Source organism: Streptomyces sp. YIM 130001 (genome assembly GCF_003574445.1).
Taxonomy (GTDB): domain Bacteria; phylum Actinomycetota; class Actinomycetes; order Streptomycetales; family Streptomycetaceae; genus Streptomyces.
On the sequence record NZ_KZ984551.1, the window covers coordinates 422,087 to 439,596 of the forward strand.

16 protein-coding genes are annotated in these 17,510 nt (G+C 71.4%); 4 read left to right on the top strand and 12 right to left on the bottom strand.

The window, feature by feature from the left end; all coding sequences use genetic code 11:
- Positions 1-8: 8 nt before the first annotated feature.
- Complete coding sequence (locus DSC45_RS09725) at positions 9-1,205, bottom strand: acyl-CoA dehydrogenase family protein (RefSeq protein ID WP_119289093.1); 1,197 nt, start codon at positions 1,203-1,205, stop codon at positions 9-11.
- A 118-nt stretch (positions 1,206-1,323) separates the two neighbouring features.
- A complete protein-coding gene (locus tag DSC45_RS09730; protein ID WP_119289095.1) occupies positions 1,324-3,030 on the bottom strand; it encodes an MFS transporter in 1,707 nt (568 codons plus the stop codon).
- 259 nt (positions 3,031-3,289) lie between these two features.
- On the opposite strand from DSC45_RS09730, the gene DSC45_RS09735 reads away from it, so the two are divergent.
- On the top strand, positions 3,290-4,402 hold the full coding sequence (locus tag DSC45_RS09735; protein ID WP_119289097.1) for a glycosyltransferase family 39 protein: 1,113 nt from the start codon (positions 3,290-3,292) through the stop codon (positions 4,400-4,402).
- A gap of 284 nt (positions 4,403-4,686) precedes the next feature.
- On the top strand, positions 4,687-5,697 hold the full coding sequence (locus DSC45_RS09740; protein ID WP_119289098.1) for a phosphatase PAP2 family protein: 1,011 nt from the start codon (positions 4,687-4,689) through the stop codon (positions 5,695-5,697).
- Between the two features lie 93 nt (positions 5,698-5,790).
- Here DSC45_RS09740 and DSC45_RS09745 read toward each other — a convergent pair whose 3' ends face one another.
- The 5 genes from DSC45_RS09745 to DSC45_RS09765 form a co-directional block, all read right to left on the bottom strand.
- Positions 5,791-6,006 (bottom strand): I78 family peptidase inhibitor, encoded by a 216-nt coding sequence (locus DSC45_RS09745; RefSeq protein WP_119289100.1) that lies wholly within the window; start codon positions 6,004-6,006, stop codon positions 5,791-5,793.
- Between the two features lie 361 nt (positions 6,007-6,367).
- Entirely contained in the window at positions 6,368-7,348 is a 981-nt protein-coding gene (locus DSC45_RS09750; RefSeq protein ID WP_119289102.1) for a helix-turn-helix transcriptional regulator, read from the bottom strand.
- Positions 7,349-7,418: 70 nt separating this feature from the next.
- Positions 7,419-8,267 carry a hypothetical protein gene (locus DSC45_RS09755; RefSeq protein ID WP_119289104.1) on the bottom strand — a complete coding sequence of 283 codons (849 nt, stop codon included), beginning with the start codon at positions 8,265-8,267 and terminating at the stop codon, positions 7,419-7,421.
- Positions 8,264-9,535, bottom strand: a complete 1,272-nt coding sequence (locus DSC45_RS09760) for a glycosyltransferase family 4 protein (RefSeq protein ID WP_119289106.1) — start codon at positions 9,533-9,535, stop codon at positions 8,264-8,266. Before DSC45_RS09760 ends, DSC45_RS09755 begins: the two co-directional genes overlap by 4 nt.
- Positions 9,536-9,849: 314 nt before the next feature.
- Positions 9,850-10,422, bottom strand: a complete 573-nt coding sequence (locus DSC45_RS09765) for a LysM peptidoglycan-binding domain-containing protein (protein WP_119289108.1) — start codon at positions 10,420-10,422, stop codon at positions 9,850-9,852.
- A 418-nt stretch (positions 10,423-10,840) separates the two neighbouring features.
- Between DSC45_RS09765 and DSC45_RS09770 the strand changes: the two genes are divergently transcribed.
- On the top strand, positions 10,841-11,638 hold the full coding sequence (locus tag DSC45_RS09770; RefSeq protein ID WP_119289110.1) for a hypothetical protein: 798 nt from the start codon (positions 10,841-10,843) through the stop codon (positions 11,636-11,638).
- 219 nt (positions 11,639-11,857) lie between these two features.
- On the top strand, positions 11,858-12,187 hold the full coding sequence (locus DSC45_RS09775) for a hypothetical protein (protein WP_119289112.1): 330 nt from the start codon (positions 11,858-11,860) through the stop codon (positions 12,185-12,187).
- 106 nt (positions 12,188-12,293) lie between these two features.
- Here DSC45_RS09775 and der read toward each other — a convergent pair whose 3' ends face one another.
- The 5 genes from der to aroH all read right to left on the bottom strand — a co-directional run bounded on the left by der (position 12,294) and on the right by aroH (position 16,822).
- Positions 12,294-13,766, bottom strand: coding sequence for a ribosome biogenesis GTPase Der (gene der, locus DSC45_RS09780; RefSeq protein ID WP_119289114.1), 1,473 nt, complete (start codon positions 13,764-13,766; stop codon positions 12,294-12,296).
- Positions 13,767-13,861: 95 nt separating this feature from the next.
- A complete protein-coding gene (locus tag DSC45_RS09785; RefSeq protein WP_119289116.1) occupies positions 13,862-14,560 on the bottom strand; it encodes a lysophospholipid acyltransferase family protein in 699 nt (232 codons plus the stop codon).
- Positions 14,518-15,216, bottom strand: coding sequence for a (d)CMP kinase (gene cmk / locus DSC45_RS09790; protein ID WP_119289117.1), 699 nt, complete (start codon positions 15,214-15,216; stop codon positions 14,518-14,520). The genes DSC45_RS09785 and cmk overlap by 43 nt, the downstream gene beginning before the upstream one ends.
- Positions 15,217-15,377: 161 nt before the next feature.
- Positions 15,378-16,463 carry a prephenate dehydrogenase gene (locus DSC45_RS09795; RefSeq protein ID WP_119289119.1) on the bottom strand — a complete coding sequence of 362 codons (1,086 nt, stop codon included), beginning with the start codon at positions 16,461-16,463 and terminating at the stop codon, positions 15,378-15,380.
- On the bottom strand, positions 16,460-16,822 hold the full coding sequence (gene aroH, locus DSC45_RS09800) for a chorismate mutase (protein WP_119289121.1): 363 nt from the start codon (positions 16,820-16,822) through the stop codon (positions 16,460-16,462). The genes DSC45_RS09795 and aroH overlap by 4 nt, the downstream gene beginning before the upstream one ends.
- Between the last annotated feature and the right edge of the window lie 688 nt (positions 16,823-17,510).

Sequence of the window (17,510 nt, forward strand, 5' to 3'; positions counted from 1 at the left end):
CGGGTGGCTCACCGGAACGCGTCGAGTCCGGTGAGCGCCTTGCCGAGCACCAGTTGGTGCATCTCGACGGTGCCCTCGTACGTGAGCACCGATTCGAGATTCGTGGCATGCCGCATCACCGGGTACTCGAGCGAGATGCCGTTGGCACCGAGGACGGTGCGCGAAGTACGGCAGATGTCGATGGCCTCCCGGACATTGTTCAGCTTTCCGAAGCTGACCTGTTCGGGCCTCAGGCGGCCGGCGTCCAGGCGGCGGCCCAGGTGATGGGCGAGCAGGATTCCCTTGTGCAGTTCGAGTGCCATGTCCGCGAGCTTGGCCTGGGTGAGCTGGAAGCCACCGATCGGGCGTCCGAACTGCTCGCGGGACTTGGAGTATTCGAGCGCCGACTCGAAGCAGGAGCGTGCGGCGCCCATGGCGCCCCAGACGATTCCGTAGCGCGCGTGACTCAGGCAGCTGAGCGGTCCGCGCAGCCCCGTCACCTCCGGCAGTACCGCGTCAGCGGGCAACCGCACTTCGTCCAGGACGAGTTCGCTGGTGACCGAGGCGCGCAGCGACCACTTGTGCTTGATCTCCGGTGCGGAGAATCCCGGACTGTCCGTCGGTACGACGAATCCCCTGACACCGTCGTCGGTTCCCGCCCAGACCACGGCGACCCCGGCGACCGATCCGTTGGTGATCCACATCTTGCGGCCGGTGAGGACCCAGTCGGTGCCGTCCCGCTTCGCGTAGGTACGCATACCCGCCGGATCGGAACCGTGGTCGGGCTCGGTGAGGCCGAAGCAGCCGATGATCTCGCCCGCGGCCATGCCCGGCAGCCAGTGCCGCTTCTGCTCCTCGGAGCCGAAGCGGTGGATGGCGTACATGGCGAGGGAGCCCTGGACGGAGACGAGGGAGCGGATCCCGGAGTCGGCGGCCTCCAGCTCGAGACAGGCGAGGCCGTACTGGACGGAGCTCGCACCGGCGCAGCCGTATCCCTCCAGGGACATGCCGAGGGCGCCGAGCGAGCCGAGTTCGCGGGCCAGTTCACGGATGCCGGGGAGTTCGCCGCGTTCGTACCAGTCGGCGATGTGCGGCAGGACCCGGTCGGTGGCCCAGTCGCGTACGGACGCCCGGATCGCGAGGTCCTCCGGATCGAGCAGATCGTCGAGGCCGAGCGGGTCGTCGGGGGCGAAGGGCGGGAGCTTCGAGGACGGTGTTGCGGACATCGCGGGCCTCCGGCACGTACGGAAAACTAGCAGCGGTAGTCGCATGCTCCGCCGAACGTACGGGTCCGGTGTCCGCTTCGTCCAGAGCCTCCGGCGCGCAGTGGCGCCGATGGGGCGGTCAGCGGGAGGTCTCGCTCGCGAACGCCGTGCGGTCCCCGGACGCGGGAGCCGGGACTCCGTTGGCACGGCGCGGCTGCTCGGCGGTCATCTCCGCGGCACGGGGCTTCAGCTCGGTGGCACCACCACTCTGAGGCGCGGAGGACTGCTCGAGGCCGTTGTCCATCGTGCGCGGCAGCTTCAGAGCGGCCAGTGCGCCGACGGCGAGCAGTGCGGCACTCACGTAGAGCGTCACATGCAGCCCGTGCACGAAGGACTCGCGTGCCGCGTCGCGCAGTGCCTCACCTGCTCCGCCGCCGAGCCGGGCGGCGATCTGGTAGGCCTCGCCGAGCGAGTGACCGGCCGCCTGGCCGGCTCCGGTGGGGACACCGGGCACGGAGGTGAGGCCCGGGGCGTAGGCGGCGTTCATGACACTGCCGAGCAGGGCCGTGCCCACGCCGGCGCCGAGTTGGTACGAGGTCTCGCCGATCGCCGCGGCGCCGCCCGCCTGATGGGCGGGGGCCTCACTGAGCATCGACTCGTAGGAGCCGAAGAGTGTCGTCTGCAGGCCGAAGCCGAGGGCCACGAAACCGACGATCAGCAGCGGCAGATTGTCGTGCGGCCCCATGAAGGTGAGGGTGAGCACGGCGGCCGCGGTGACGGTGAAGCCGACCGCGACCATCAGACGCGGGCCGAGCCGCTGCAGCAGCTTGCCGCCCACGAGCCCTGCGGCCATCGCCGCGAAGGTGAGCGGCAGCATCCTGAGGCCGGTCTCGAGCGGCGAGAGGCCGAGGACGAGCTGCAGGTACTGGGCGGCTATCAGCATCAGGCCGACCAGGGCGAGCACCGCAAGGACGACACAGCTCACCGAGGTGCCGAAGGCCGGCCGCGCGAACAGGCTCAGGTCCACGAGCGGATGCGTACGGCGCCGCTGTCGGCGTACGAAGAGCGTGAGCAGCAGGCCGCCGAGCAGCAGCGACAGCAGCGTGACGGGCGCGAACAAGCCCTGGGACGCCGCCTGCTTCACCGCGAAGACGGAGCTGAAGAGGCCCGCCGCAGCGATCAGCGCACCGACCACGTCCCAGGGACCGTCCTGCGAACCCGTCGACTCCGGCAGCAGCCAGCGGCCGACGGGGAGACTGACCAGCATCAGCGGGATGTTGATCAGGAAGACCGCGCCCCACCAGAAGTGCTCGAGCAGAAAGCCGCCGAGCAGGGGACCGCAGGCCGCACCGATCGCGGCGACCGCGCTCCAGACACCGACGGCGATGGCGCGCTCGCGCCGGTCGGGGAAGACCTGGCGCAGGATCGACAGAGTGGCGGGCATGATCATGGCGCCGCCGACCCCGAGCAGCACCCGCGCCGCGATCAGGAGTTGAGGGGTGTGGGCGAAGGCCGCGAGAGCGGAGGCCAGACCGAAGAAGCCGTACCCGATGAGCAGGACACGCCTGCGGCCGACCCGGTCGCCGAGCGTGCCGAAGAGGATGAGCAGCGAGGCGCAGACCAAGGGATACGCGTCGACGATCCAGAGCAGCTCGATACCGCCCGGCTTGAGGTCCTCGGTGACCTCCGGAACGGCGACGTGCAGCACGGTCGCGTCGACGGCGACGAGCAGCAGACTCACGCAGAGGACGAAGAGGACCACCCAGCGATTGGCTCCGCCGGGGCTGCGCAGAAGCCGGACAAGCCCTGAAGGGCGCGCCGAAGCAGCCGCGGACGTCCCCGACATGTACGTACCTCCCAGTGGTCCCTCGGAGACGGCGAACCGGCGGGGTGTGCTGCACCGGACCCGGTCGCCGTTGCGAGTGAGCCGTCAGCGTACGCGAGTTCATCGCTGGTGCGGGTGGCCGATCTCTCACAGTTCGGGCACCCCGGTGTGGCGTAGGCCACTTCTTCTGCGGCTACCACGCATCCCAGGGACCGGCCGGTTGCGTACGCCGCCCATAATCGAGCCCGTGACCGATCTTGATCAACCCCCTGCACGGAACATGACGAGCGTGCTGCGCCGGGCGGCGCCCGCGCTGCTCGTCTACGCCGGGGTGCGCGCGCTCGGGATCGCGGTGCTCGCGATCTGGGGTGCGGCGGCCGGCAAGAGCCCGCACCAGCTGCTCTCCGCGCGCTGGGACTCGCTCTGGTACACCCGCGTCGCCGACCTCGGGTACGGCTACGAAGTGCGCCTGCCGGACGGGAGCGTGCACTCGAATCTGGCCTTCTTCCCGTTGCTGCCGTGGCTGGAGCGGCTCGGCTCCGCGGTGAGTCCGCTGTCGTACGCGGACGCCGGTCTGGTGGTCAGCGCGGTCGCCTCGCTGTGCGCCGCGGGCGGGATCTTCGCGATCGCGGACCGGCTGTACGGGAGGCGGGCCGGAGTCCTGGCGGTCGCGCTGTGGGCCGTACTGCCGGTGGGTGTCGTGCAGTCCATGGCGTACAGCGAATCGCTGTTCACCGCACTGGCGGCCTGGTCGCTGTACGCGGTGCTCACCCGGCGCTGGGTGTGGGCCGGGCTGCTCGCCTCCCTCGCCGGGCTGACCCGGCCGGTGGGTGCGGCCGTGGTGGCCGCGCTCTGGGCGGTGGTGGCGGTGCAGGTCGTACGCGAACGCAGAATCGGCGTACGCCAGGCCGCCGGTGTACTGCTCGCTCCGATCGGCGCCGCGGGCTACGTGCTCTGGGTCGGACAGCGCACCGGCGACGGGCTCCTGGGCTATCTCGATGTGCAGGCCGGGTGGGGCAACGGCTTCGACGGTGGTCTGGCGTTCGCCGGTTTCATCGGCGGGAAGCTCACCGCCTTCCCGGACGCGCTGGCCGGTCTCGGCCTGATCGTCGGGGTGGCGCTGGTGATCTGGCTGTACGTGCTCGGGGTACGGCAGCGGCAGCCCCTCCCCCTTCTTGTGTACTGCGGGATCGTCGTGGCGCTCGCGCTCTGCGCCTCGGGGTACTTCGGGTCGAAGCCGCGGCTGCTGCTGCCGGCCTTCCCCCTGCTGCTGCCGATCGCCGTCGCGCTGGCGCGATGGCGCACCTCGCGGGCGGCGGTGCTGCTGGCGGCGGTGGCGGCCGGCTCGGCGGTGTACGGGGCGATCTGGCTGCACGGTTCGGGACCGCCGTGAGCCGGTGCGGGGTGCGACCGGGGACCGGTGCGCGTGTCCCGCGACGGTGCCTTCCTGCCCGCGGGGAAATTCCGTACATGGTTCCGGTGAACGAATTCATACGTCCAGGAAAACCCGCCACTGAAATGATCAGCGGAATTGCGCAAAGGAACTCGATGTGACTTCCCGCAATTCCTCGACCTGCGGGAATAAGCGCCTCCCTGAGATCAATCCCACATCACATCGTCATCACGAACCCCCTGCCTGTCCCTGATTTGGCACTCACCCGCTGTAGCGTCGATTCAGTGCGTACCAAACGTTGCCTCACCCGTCTGGACCGGCTCTTCGCCCGGCTAGACCGTGAGCCCGAACGGCCGGCCAACCTTGAACCGCCGAGGATGAGCCGGCACCGGATCGTCCTGCTCGGCTCGACGCTGGTCTTCTACGCCCTCATCGTCATCGCCGTCATCAACACCTCGTGGCTGGTGCGGCTCGACTGGCAGCTGATGTTCTTCCGGCCCTACCAGCAGTGGCCGGAACTGCACGCGTTCATCGACTACTACGTCGTACTCGGCCAGCGCGGTCCGACCGCAGTGATGGTGGCCGCCTGGCTGGGCTGGCGCTCGTGGCGTCAGCACACACTGCGTCCGCTGCTGATGCTCGGCACCTCGCTGCTGCTGCTCAACCTCACGGTGGGCGCCGCAAAGCTCAGCATGGGGCGGCTCGGTCCGCACTACGCCACCACCATCGGCTCCAACGAGATGTGGCTGACCGGCGACATATTTCCCTCGGGCCACACCGCCAACGCCGTGGTGACCTGGGGCATCCTGGCCTATCTGGCGTCCACGCCGTCGGCCAGGCGTTATCTCTCGGCGCTGTCCGCGGTGGTCGCGCTCGGGGTCGGGCTCGCCACCGTGTATCTGGGGACGCACTGGCTGAGCGACGTGATGCTCGGCTGGGCGGCGGGGGTGCTGATCCTGCTGGCTCTGCCGTGGTTCGAGCCGCTGATCACCCGGGCCGAGGCCTGGCTGCTGGCGGCGCGCGACCGGATCCTCGACCGGTACCGGCGCGGACCAGCGGCCGGCAGTTCCGAGCCCGGCCCGTCCCCGGTGCCCCAGCCGGTGCCGGCCGGCGGCGAGCTCGCCGCCCGCGAGACGTCCAACCCGCACGCGGCACGCGGCGGCACACACCTGAACCAGCGCACCCACGTGGTGCGTTCGGAGCGCACCACGGTCACTCCGGCCGGCAGCCGCCGGGCGCCGCACCCGGACCACGTCGGGCGCGCCGCTCCCGTACGGCCGCTGACCGGCGGCTGAGCACATGGACCGCGGGGACGGTACGCACAGCCTCTCCCCCGCAGGCGCGGGCCCCGGCGTTCCACACGGAAGCCGGGGCCCGCGCTCGTACGCTCAGCCCTTCCAGCAGCGGGTCACGGTGCCGTCGCTGACCTCGAAGTTCAGCCGTCCCGAGCGGTACTCCATCGTGATGATCGCGCCGGGCGGCAGTGCTCTGACGGTGCTCCAGCCACGCTCGCGCGCCTGGCCTTCGGCCGCTTCTGCGGCCAGCCCGACGTAGCTGTCGAGGGCGTCCTGCGGGTCTGCGGGCGGTGTCGGTATCGGTGCCATGTCGCCACCGTAGGCGGACCTGGGCGACGGGGGAAACAGCAGCGGGTAACCGCTCGCGTTCCGGTTCCCGTAGCGTGCCGGTCACGCTTGTGTCACAGCGTCCCGGGTGGTGTTCATTCATGGAACGGCCCTCTGTACGAACGGAATCGAATTCCGGGAACGCGTTCCCCGGGAAGCGGTCACCGACAATCGGACGAGTCGGTTCCTGGCTCGCGGAACCGGCGTTCGCGGAGCGGTCCGCGCGAGCGTGGAATTCCGACGGGCGTGCGTTATCGGCGAGTTGGAGTTCCGTGGAGTTCCGCTTCGGAAAGCGTCGGGGCACTCAGGGAGGTGAGGCGCATCGACCCGTTGCGTGTCCCTGTCACCCGGGCTCCGGTGACCGGTCGAGAGCACGGGTCAGGCGGTCCCTCGTCGCCCTGACGTGATCGGCGAGCGCGGCCGGTTCGAGGATCTCGAACTCGAAGCCCATGAGGGCGAGATGGATCACCATGACCTCCAGGCTCGGGGCGCCGGTGCGCAGCAGACAGGTGTCCGGGCCCTCTTCCTCGAGTACACCGGCCGACGGACTGACCTCGCGGGCCGCATCGGCGAGCGGCACCAGGAGCCGGACCAGCGCCTGTTCCGGGTACACGGAATTGGAGACGCCCTGCGAGACGTAGGCGGCGAGGTCCTCGGAGGGCGGGGTGCGGGGCGGGAAGCGCGGACCGTGCGGGGGCTTGGGGGTGATGCGGTCGGCGCGGAAGGTGCGCCAGCCGTCGCGGTCCAGGTCCCAGGCGACCAGGTACCAGCGGCGTTCGGTGCAGACCAGACGGTGCGGCTCGACGGTTCTGCGGGAGGTGTCGCCGCCGTGGTTGCGGTATTCGAAGCGGAGCCGTTCGTTGTCGCGGCAGGCGGCAGCCAGTTCGGTGAGGATCTCCGGGTGGACCGCGGCGAGGCCCGGGCCGCCGCGCAGCATCGGGACGGTGAAGTCGTTGAGGGTGCCCACCCTGCGGCGCAGCCGGCTCGGCAGTACCTGCTCCAGTTTGGAGAGCGCCCGTACCGAGGTCTCGCCGATGCCCTCGATGCCCTGGCCCGCCGCGGTACGCAGCCCCACGGCGACGGCGACCGCCTCGTCGTCGTCAAGGAGCAGCGGCGGCATCTCGGAGCCGACGCCGAGCTGGTAGCCGCCGCCGGTGCCGGGGCTGGCGTTGACCGGGTAGCCGAGCTCACGCAGCCGGTCGACGTCGCGCCGTACGGTGCGCGGGGTGACGCCGAGGCGGTCGGCGAGGTCGCCGCCGGACCACTCGCGGTGGGCCTGCAGCAGTGAGAGCAGGCGCAGCAGTCGTGCCGAGGTCTCCAACATGGGCCGAGTCTGCCAGCCCTTGCGGACAGGGACGTTCCGCAAGGGCCGGCACCGGTCGGAGCGGCCGCTGTCAGCCGACCGCCCGGACACGGATCGCGAGGTCGTTGTCGTGCGTGTAGTACGGACCGGCCTCGAGCAACGTGTCCCGGCTCTCCTGGCGGCCCAGGCTGGAGGCCGGGTAGCTGAAGATCTGCTTCTTCTCGGCGACGTCGTCGAGCAGCCGTGCCACGCGCACCGAGGGGCCGGTCGCGCCCGCCGGCCGCAGCCACAGGTCCCAGGGGCCTTCGCGTTCGGCGAGCGCCCGGTAGTCGATCGTCCAGGCGAACCCCGGCCCCTCGGTGCCGAGTTCGCCGCGGTGCACGAGGGACGGCTGGTGGCGATGGCGGGCCTCCGCGTGGGCGGCCGGGCCGAGCGCCGTTCCGTAGACCCGGCCGCTGACGGTCAGTTCATGGCCGCAGACCGCGAGTTCACCGGCCTCGGCGTGCGGGGCGCGGTGCCAGGCGCGGACGGTGAGATTGCCGTGCTTGGTGGCGTACGGGATGCGTACCGCGACGTGTCCGCGGGCACCGCTGGGCGCGCGGTCGACCAGCGAACGCAGGTCGTTGACGCCGGGCACCAGGCGTCGGGGCGTACGGTCCCCGTGCTCGACGGAGGCGTCCCAGCGGCCCTCGGGCAGGCCGACGCTACTGGGCAGCACAGCACGGAGCCGCCCCTCGGCCACCGGGGTCAGCGGCAGCCGCACCTCATCGTCCGTGCCGCGCAGGCGGAGCAACAGGTGCGCGGGGACCGCCGAGCGGTGGCCACCCGGCTCGCGCACGTCGAAGGTCAGCCCTCCGGCCGAGTCGGCCACGCAGTCGGCGGTCGGCGGCACGGTGGGCTCCCGGTCGGTCTTGTCGGCGTGCGGCGTGGCCAAGGTCATCTCGTACCCCTCCGGTTCAGGGCGGTGCGGCCGGCGTCACGCGCCACGTACGCACCGCCGAGCAGTGCGCCCCGCGCACGGTGCAGGCTGCCGCGCATCCGGCCGAGCCGGCTTCCGCGGCGGCCGTTCGCGACGAGCTGGTGGAAGAGCGACTCGTACCGGTCGGCGATACGGGTGGGGTCGAAGCGCTCGGAGTCCGCGAGCGCCGCGTGCGACATCCGCTCGCGCAGCGGGTCGTCGTTGATCAGCTCGAGGAGTCCGCGGGAGATGGCGGGGACGTCGCCGACGGGGACGAGACGTCCGTCGACACCGTTGTCGATGATCTCGCCGGGCCCGTGCGGGCAGTTCGTGGAAACCACGGGCAGTCCGCAGCGCATGGCCTCGACGATCGTCATGCCGAACGATTCGAGGCTGGAGGTGACGGCCGCGATCGACCCCTTGGCCCACTCCGGGTCGATGGGGTGCGCGGGTCCCATCAGGAACACGTGGTTGTACAGGCCGAGTTCATCGATGAGGGAGCGCAGCCGGTCCTTCTGCACGCCGCCGCCGTAGATCCGCAGCCGCCAGTCGGGCCGTTCCCTGCGGACCTGGTCGAAGGCCCGCACCAGGAGGTCGTACCGCTTGACGGGAGCGAGCCGGCCGGCTGCGACCACCCACTTCCCGGAGCCGTCGGTGGGGGCGACGCCGGGTACGGGCACCGGATTGGGCAGGGCCTGGACGCGTACGCCCGGCAGTCGCATCCGCCTGCGGTAGGCGGCCGCGTCCGCCTCGGTGGTGGTGGTGAGGGCGTCGAGGCGCGGGTACACCGCGCGCAACTGGCTGCGCAGGGCCCGGGAATGGCTGTCCAGGGTGAGGTGCTCCTGGCCGATCCGGAGCGGGCCGTGACGGGTCTGGCGGGCCAGGTGGACGTTGAGTCCGGGGCGGGTGCCGATGACGACATCGGCGTCGGTGGTTGCGAGGTGGTGGGCGAGCCGTTGGTCGGTCAGCTCGCTGTACTGGTCGAACCGCCCCTCGGCGGACGGGAAGTGACGTGCGGGACGGCGGTGGTCGGCGCTGTCTCCCTCGTACCCGGCGGTGCCCTTGCGCTGATCGACGAGATGCCGGACGCGGACCCGGTCGGAAGGTGCGAAGACCGGGGCGTCGCGGTGCCGGTGCACCGAGACGATCTCGACGTCGTGCTGCTCGGCCAGGGTGTTGGCCAGGTTGTACGTGGTGCGGATCGTCCCCCCGATTCCGTACGCGTTGTGTATGAGGAATGAGATGTGCATAGGTCCCCGTATCCCATGATTCCGTGCGGACAGTCCCCCGAAGTCCGCCTAGCACTGGGTCAGACCGCATTCGGGATACGAGGGTTGGGTCCCAACATCATCTTGTGCTGGAACGGTTGCGCCATCGATAGACGGAAATGGGAACCCATGGGGCGCTACGTGCATCAGAGGGTGCCGCGCAGGTGACCGGGCGACCGCCGTAGCGCCTGGTGGGGCCGGCCTCTCGCTCCTCTTACGGAGGCGGGCGAGACCCGCAACGGGCGGGGCGGGACGGTCGGACCGTCCTGCCCCGCCCGCCCGTTGCGGCCGTCGGGCTACTTGGCCGGGATGGTGAGACGCGTGCCGACGGAGAGCTGGTTCGGCTGGCCGCCGACGGCCTTGCGGTTGGCGTCGTAGAGCGCCTTCCAGCCGCCGGACAAGCCGTAGCGCCGGGCGATGCCGGACAGCGTCTCGCCCGCCTTCACCGTGTGGACGCGCTGCCTTCCGTCGAGTCCGTACCGCTTGGAGCAGACCGGCCAGGCCTTCCAGCCCTGGCTCTTCAGGACGCGCTCGGCGACGGCGATCTGCTGGGCGCGGGTGGCGAGGTCGGCGCGCTTGGCGTACTTGAGGCCGCCGTGCTCCTCCCAGGTGGGCTGCCAGAACTGGAGCCCGCCGTAGTAGCCGTTGCCGGTGTTGACGTTCCAGCGGCCGCTGCTCTCGCACTCGGCGATGCAGTCCCACACGGAATCGCGCTTGCACTCGCGGACGGCCCCCGGCGCGGCCGCGGTGCCCGGTGCCCCGTTGGCCGGGCCCGGCGGTGCCGGCGGTGGGGCGGCCACCGCGCCGAAGGACGTACAGGAGAACAGTCCCGAGAGCAGGGCCACGGTCCAGAAACGCTTGTTCGACATCGCGTCAAACTAAGCAGCGGCCCTCCGCCCGACCGGCCGCCGCGCCTGCCACCCGTCGGGCCCACCCGGTCGGATGACCTGATGGGGCGACCATACGGACGCATCGACTCCGCAGACTGTCCGGGCGGAAGCACTCGACACCCGGCGATCGAAATCCAGCCACCCATTTCATTCACCGATATCGGTATTTGTCGACCTGTCGCTCGAGTAGGTGAATCGACCGCTCCCGGGCTCAACCTGCCTGCTCAGCGGGGGTATTGGGGTGAGACGGACGCCTCTGGGCGGAACCTCACCCTCCGCCGTGGATGGTTCGATTCCGTTCCCCGCGCGGCGTTACTTGCCCCACCGGTCGCCCGTTGTGCTCTTCATGGGCCGGGAAAGCCCGGCATCGCGACGCACCGAATTCCGAGGAGCAACCGTGCAGCGCATGCTCGACGTCAGCGACGACGTACGCGCCGAGATCGGCGACGCAGAGGCCGACCGGCTGCTCGCCGGGGACACCGCCCCCGGCGCCTACGACTGCACCTCGTGCCGCACCCCGGGCGACTCCGGACAGGAGCGCACCAGCACCGTGCTCTTCGTCGGCGAGGAGACCGCCGTTCTGGCGTTCGCCCACGCCATGTGTCTGCCGTCCCAGGTGGTTCCGGTCGCCGAGGAGCAACTCCAGGGCGCCGTGCGGTCCATCACCGGCGAGGAACAGGCGCCGGCCGGCGCCCCCCAGCAGCCCCAGCAGGCCGCCCCCGACCAGGCGGTGCTCGGGGTGACCAGCGGCCTCGTCCTGCTCGACGGCGTCCTGCACCCGGCTCTCGTCGTGGAGCCGACCGGACCGGTCGCCCGCCCCGGGTCCACCGAGCCCGGCGACGACTTCCTGCCCCTCCTGATCGAGCAGGGCTTCATGCCCGTCCCGCAGCTGGTCCGCGCCCCGGCGCCGCTGCACGGCTGGTCCGTACTCCTGGCCATGGGCCAGCTGCACGCCCTGCTCCAGCCCGGGGCCGGCGGCGGCCCCGCGGTCTCCTGGTGGCAGGCGCACCAGCCGCTGCAGGTCACCGACGGCTGGCGCACGGCCGCGACGAAGCTGGGCTCGGTCCTGGTGTTCGCCGCCCCGGCCGGCTCGATCGGCCGTCAGTCGCGCGAGGACCTGCTGCGCGACGCCCTCGACAAGGCCGCGGCCAACGGGCAGTTGGTGGCCGCGGCGATGCCGCTGGCCGGCACCTGACCACAGCGTCGGCCGCAGTGTGGGCCGCCGACCCGGGGCTTGTGAGCCCGGGCCGGCGGCCCACGCCCGTTTCCGGGCCGACCGCGCACGCGCATCGCTCCGGTCGTGCCTCCGCCAACTCCGCACGGACTGGCGTAAATCCGCCCGCATCCGTCCGGCCCCGGGGTCGTTGGCACAGATGTGCAGCCATACGACCCCTCCCGCCAGCCCATCCCGCCGATGCGCCCCGCGCACGACCGCTCCGGCGGCCGCTCGGGCACGCCGATCTACGACCAGTTGTACGCGGAGTGGCGCCGGTCGTTCAGGACGCTGCCGGGCGACCGCTCGAGCGAGGACGAGCTCGGCTTCACGGCGTTCGGCTCCAACCCGCTGAGCGACGCGCGCGACCTCTCGGGGCCGGTGGGCAGGCACGGCCGTCCGGCCGGTGGGCAGCACGAGGACCGTCCCGCGCCCCAGCCGGGGCAGTGGTACGCGGTGGGCAGGCAGCCGCACTCCCTGAGCAGCCGTCCGCAGGCCGCGCTCCCGCCGGGGCCGCGCAGAGGCCACTGAGCGGGTCCGGACACGTCAGCGGCGGCGGGGCCGCACTCCGCGGTATGCACCGCGGAGTGCGGCCCCGCCGCCGCTGCTCGTACGCCCGCTCAGAGCCGGCCGGCTGCTACTTCTTGCGGCCGCGCTTCTCGCGCACCCGCACCGAGATATGGATCGGCGTGCCCTCGAAGCCGAACTCCTCGCGCAGGCGGCGCTCCACGTAACGCCGGTAGCCGTGCTCGATGAAGCCGGAGGCGAAGAGCACGAACCGCGGCGGCCTGGTGCCCGCCTGGGTGCCGAAGAGGATACGAGGCTGCTTTCCGCCACGGATCGGGTGCGGGTGCGAGGAGACCAGTTCGCCGAGGAAGGCGTTGAGCCGCCCGGTGGGGACCCGGGTCTCCCAGCCCGCGAGGGCCGCCTCGATCGCGGGGACCAGCTTCTCCATGTGCCGGCCGGTGCGGGCCGAGACGTTCACCCGGGGTGCCCAGGCGATCTGGCCGAGCTCGGTCTCGATCTCCCGCTCCAGGTAGTAGCGCCGCTCCTCGTCGAGGTCGTCCCACTTGTTGTACGCGACGACGATCGCGCGGCCCGCCTCGACGGCCATCGTGACGATGCGCTGGTCCTGGATGCTGATGGTGTCGCTGGCGTCGATGAGGATGACCGCGACCTCGGCCTTCTCCACCGCGGCGGCGGTACGCAGCGAGGCGTAGTAGTCCGCGCCCTGCTGCAGGTGCACGCGCTTGCGGATACCGGCCGTGTCGACGAACTTCCAGGTGACGCCGCCGAGTTCGATCAGCTCGTCGACCGGGTCGCGGGTGGTGCCCGCCAGTTCGTTGACGACGACACGGTCCTCGTTCGCCACCTTGTTCAGGAGCGAGGACTTGCCGACGTTCGGGCGGCCGATCAGGGCGATACGCCGAGGACCGCCGAGCCCGATGCTGCCGAAGGTCTCCTTGGGAGCCTCCGGGAGCGCTTCGAGGACGGCGTCGAGCATGTCACCGGTGCCGCGGCCGTGCAGCGAGGAGACCGGGTGCGGCTCGCCGATGCCGAGCGACCACAGAGCGGTGGCGTCGGCCTCGCCGCTCTGTCCGTCGACCTTGTTGGCGCACAGCACCACCGGCTTGCCCGCCCGGCGAAGCAGCTTGACGACGGCCTCGTCGGTGTCGGTGACACCGACCGTCGAGTCGACCACGAAGACCACCGCGTCGGCGGCCTCGATCGCGTACTCGGCCTGCGCTGCGACGGAGGCGTCGATGCCGAGGACGTCCTGCTCCCAGCCGCCGGTGTCGACGACCTTGAAGCGGCGGCCCGACCATTCGGCCTCGTAGGTCACGCGGTCGCGGGTGACGCCCGGCTTGTCCTCGACGACGGCCTCACGGCGGCCGATGATCCGGTTGACCAGGGTCGACTTGCCGACATTGGGGCGGCCAACGACAGCGAGCACCGGCAGCGGCCCGTGGCCCGCCTCGTCGATGGCGCCCTCGACATCCTCGACGTCGAAGCCCTCCTCCGCGGCGAGCTCCATGAACTGCTCGTACTCGGCGTCGCCAAGCGCCCCGTGCTCGTGCTCCGAGCCGCCGGGCTCGTTTCGGTCGCTCATGAAGTCCGTACCTCTGTCACTGTTCGTACCGCGGGAAGGTGTGGCTGGGGCCACGCGGGGCAGCCGTGCAGCGGCCCCTGGGGAAGAAGTCTCGCTCAGCGCCCGGTCATGCGCCTGGCGTTCTCCAGGTGCCCGGTGAGGCGCTCCTGGATACGTACGGTCGCCTCGTCGAGCGCCTTACGGGTACGGCGACCGCTGCCGTCACCCGCTTCGAAGGCCTCGCCGAACACCACGTCGACGCGACTGCGCAGCGGCGGGAGACCCGTTATCAGGCGTCCCTTGCGCTCGCCGCTGCCGAGCACCGCGACCGGCACGATCGGCGCTCCGCTGCGTACCGCGAAGTACGCGAGGCCGGCCCTGAGCGAGGCGAAGTCGCCCTCGCCCCGGGTGCCCTCGGGAAAGATCCCGAGCACGCCGCCGTCTTCGAGCACCCCGAGAGCACGGGTGATCGCGTTCCGGTCGGCGATCGAACGGTCCACCTTGACCTGGCCGATCCGGTGCAGGAACGGACCGAGCGGCCCGACGAACGCCTCCTGCTTGATCAGGAAGTGCACGGGCCGCGGGGCGGTACCCATCAGCATCGGGCCGTCCAGGTTGTGCGCATGGTTCACCGCGAGGACGACCGGTCCCGAAGCGGGGACCCGCCAGGCGCCGAGCACGCGCGGCTTCCACAGGCCGTACATCAGGCCGACGCCGATACGGCGGCCGACCTCGGCGCCCCGCTCGGTGGGTGCCGCGGCGTCGGATGCGGTCACTTCGCCGCCCGCTTCTCCTCGACAAGGGTGACGACGCACTCGATGACCTGCTGCAGTGTGAGGTCGGTGGTGTCCACCTCGACCGCGTCCCCGGCCTTCGCCAGCGGCGAGGTCTTGCGGCCGGAGTCGGCGGCGTCCCGCTGGATCAGGGACTCCCGGGTCGCGGCGACGTCGGCGCCCTTGAGCTCGCCGCTGCGCCGGGCGGCCCGCGCCTCGGGGGACGCGGTCAGGAAGACCTTGAGGTCGGCGTCGGGCAGCACGGTCGTGCCGATGTCACGGCCCTCGACGACGATGCCCACCTCCGCGCCCGCGGCGATGGAGCGCTGCAGTTCGGTGATCCGGGTGCGCACCTCGGGGACCGCGCTGACCGCGCTGACCTTCGAGGTGACCTCCTCGGTACGGATCGGGCCGGCCACATCCGTACCGTCGACGGTGATGGTCGGTCCCGACGGGTCCGTACCGGAGACGATCTCGGACTTGTCGGCGGCGTCGGCGATCGCGGAGGGGTCCGTGATGTCGATGCCGTTGCTCACCATCCACCAGGTGATGGCGCGGTACTGGGCCCCGGTGTCCAGGTAGCTCAGGCCGAGCTGGGCTGCGACGGCCTTCGACGTGCTCGACTTGCCCGTACCGGAGGGACCGTCGATGGCGACGATCACGGCCGGGGCGGTGCGGGCGGCTGCTGCGGTTTCCACGGGGGTGGACACCTTCCTGGTCACGAGGGTCTGCGGGTCGGGGCGGGAGAGGAGGCTTGTCGCTCGGCAAGCCCTGCGCCCCGCACAAGGTTACTGGCTCCCGCGTGTCCCTCGGACGGCCGCACCGATTGCCGCCTCACCGGCCCCCGCACCGGTCCCTGCTACTGGCGGATCGACCAGCCCCGCTCCCGCAGCGACGCGGTGAGGACCGGTGCCGCCTTGGGCTCCACCATGAGCTGCACGAGACCGGCCTGCTGACCGGTGGCGTGCTCGATGCGTACGTCCTCGATGTTGACGCCCGCGAGTCCGGCGTCGGCGAAGATACGGGCCAGCTGTCCTGGCTGGTCGTCGATGAGAACGGCGACCGTCTCGTACGCGGCCGGGGCAGTGCCGTGCTTGCCCGGCACCCTGACCTGGCCGGCGTTGCCGCGACGCAGGAGGTCCTCGACGCCGGCCGCGCCGCCGAGCCGCTTGGCCTCGTCGAAGGACTGCAGGGCGCGCAGCGACTCCACCGTCTCGTGCAGGTCCGCGGCCACGGCGTCGAGCAGATCGGCGACCGGGCCGGGGTTGGCGGAGAGGATGTCGATCCACATCCGGGGATCGGAGGCGGCGATCCGGGTGACGTCGCGGATGCCCTGGCCGCACAGTCGTACGGCGGTGTCCTCGGCCTTCTCGAGCCGGGCCGCGACCATGCTGGAGAGCAGGTGCGGCATGTGCGAGACGAGGGCGACGGCGCGGTCGTGCGCGCCGGCGTCCATGACCACCGGCACCGCACGGCACAGGGCCACGACCTCGAGCGCGAGGTTGAGCACCTCGGTGTCGGTGTCCCGGGTGGGCGTGAGCACCCAGGGCCTGCCCTCGAACAGATCCGCGGTGGCGGCGAGCGGACCGGAGCGCTCCCGGCCGGACATCGGATGCGTACCGATGTACCGGGACAGATCCACGCCGAGCTCCTCGAGCTCGCGGCGCGGGCCGCTCTTGACGCTCGCCACGTCCAGATAGCCCCGGGCGGCGTCGGCCGCGACGGCGTCGGCCAGCGTCGTGGCCACGTGCGCGGGCGGGACGGCGATCACGGCCAGGTCGACGGGCGCGTCCGGAGCCGCGTCCGTGCCGGCGCCGAGCGCGGCCGCGGTGCGTGCCTGCTCGGGGTCGTGGTCGGCGAGGTGCACAGTGACGCCCCGGCCCACCAGGGCAAGGGCGACGGAGGTACCGATCAGGCCGGTGCCGATGACGATGGCGGTTCTCACTGGGCGATGTCCTTGCGGAGGGCGGCCGCGGCACCGAGGTACACGTGGGTGATCTCGGACCGGGGTTTGTCCGACTCGATGTGCGCCAGCACGCGGACGACGCGGGGCATGGCGTCCTCGATGTCGAGTTCCTGGGCGCAGATCAGCGGTACGTCGACGATGCCGAGTCCTCGGGCGGCCGCCGCCGGGAAGGCGCTGTGCAGATCGGGGGTGGCGGTGAACCAGACGCTGATCAGATCGTCGTGGCTCAGCTCGTTGCGCTCGAGTACGGCGGTCAGCAACTGGGCCACCTGCTCGTCCATGTGACCGGCCTCGTCCTGTGCCAACTGGACGGCGCCCCGGACCGCTCGTACCGCCACGCTGTTCTCCCTTTGCGCTGCCTGGTTCCTGTCGTTGCCCGCACAGCGTAGTCGGCCCAGGCGCGACGGATACGCGGCGACCGCCGACCGAGACGGCCGCCGTGCGTTTCCGTCGGGCAGGGCTGACCTGGCCGTACTCCCTGCGCGTCCACGCACTCGGGATACGCCTTCCGGACGAGGTCTCAGAGCCGCTGCTCGCGGGTGACGTCCTCCGGCGGGGACGTCGGCACCTGCCCCTGGGGCGTGAGTTCGTCGACGGCCACGGGCAGCGTGTGAGCGATCTCGTCGGCGGCCTGGTCCGGGGGACGCCGTTCTCCTGGGTGACGCGCTGCAGGGTGGCGTCGGGCAGTGCCTCCCGCACCTGCTCGGGGGTGACCGGCTGGTTGTCCCCAGTTGCGACCCAGCACTTGCCCTGCTTGCCCTGGCCGACGAGACCCGCCTTGCCGAACTGCCCGATGAGGCAGGCGGGGGTTGCCGCCGGCGCTGCCGGTTCCGGGCGCTCCCCCGCTCTGCTTGCCTGCGAGGACGCTGCCGAGCAGACATCCCAGATCGCTGTCCGCCATGGAGTCGTGCCTTTCGGGAGGGGAACCGGGGCACACCAGGGCCCGCGGCGCTCCTGCCGCGTCCCGGCCGGGAGGCCCGGTCAGGGCCAATGTCACCCGTTCCGCCCACTGCCGCCACTCGGGGC